Source organism: Corallococcus praedator (assembly GCF_003612125.1).
GTDB classification, from domain to species: domain Bacteria; phylum Myxococcota; class Myxococcia; order Myxococcales; family Myxococcaceae; genus Corallococcus; species Corallococcus praedator.
Map to the genome: position 1 here is coordinate 1 of NZ_RAWI01000834.1, position 622 is coordinate 622.

Below are 622 nucleotides of genomic sequence, written 5' to 3' on the forward strand. Positions count from 1 at the left end.
CGGCGCCCGCACGCATGTGGCCCTCCGCGAAGCGATGCGAGAGGCACTCGCAACCGTGCGGCCACAGGACGCAGCGGCCTGGTTCGCCTACTGCGGCTACCCGCCTCAACCGCCGTGATCACCGTGGCAGGCAAATCGCCGCGTGGGGCACATGGCGGCTTCATCGCCGATTCACAAGCTACGGGGGGTGGTCAGGCTTCATCGTCCGGCAGGAGCATCCGGAGAAGCTCGTCGTCGGGGCCGAGCGGAAACCAGCCGGGGGGAGGCGGACTGGAGAGGAGCACATCGCCGGCCCGGTCAACGCGCTCCTTGTATGTTTCTGGGGTGTAGGCGAACCACGAGCCGAGTGCCTTGGCGACCTTGAATCGGTTTGCGTCATCCAGCACGGCCGGCCACCCGTTGGGAAGACTCTGAGACAAGAGGCGCACGAGAACATCACGGACAAAGCGCGTGACCCGCTTGCTCTGTTCCGCCTCTGCGAGCAACCCGCTCAAGTGAAGTTGCCCCGGTTTCGTGGAGCGTTTCCGCGCTTTCGCCCTCAAGCGGCAGCGCGGTGCTTCTTCTCGTAACCAGCGGGTGACTCGTAGTCGAGCGCGGAGTGGCGCCGGAGCGGATTATACCA

1 pseudogene is annotated in these 622 nt (G+C 65.6%); it reads right to left on the reverse strand.

The annotated features are described in order from the left end of the window. Positions 1-191 precede the first annotated feature (191 nt). A pseudogene (locus D7Y13_RS42025) lies at positions 192-494 on the reverse strand (NUDIX hydrolase); the annotation flags it as partial. Positions 495-622: the final 128 nt, after the last annotated feature.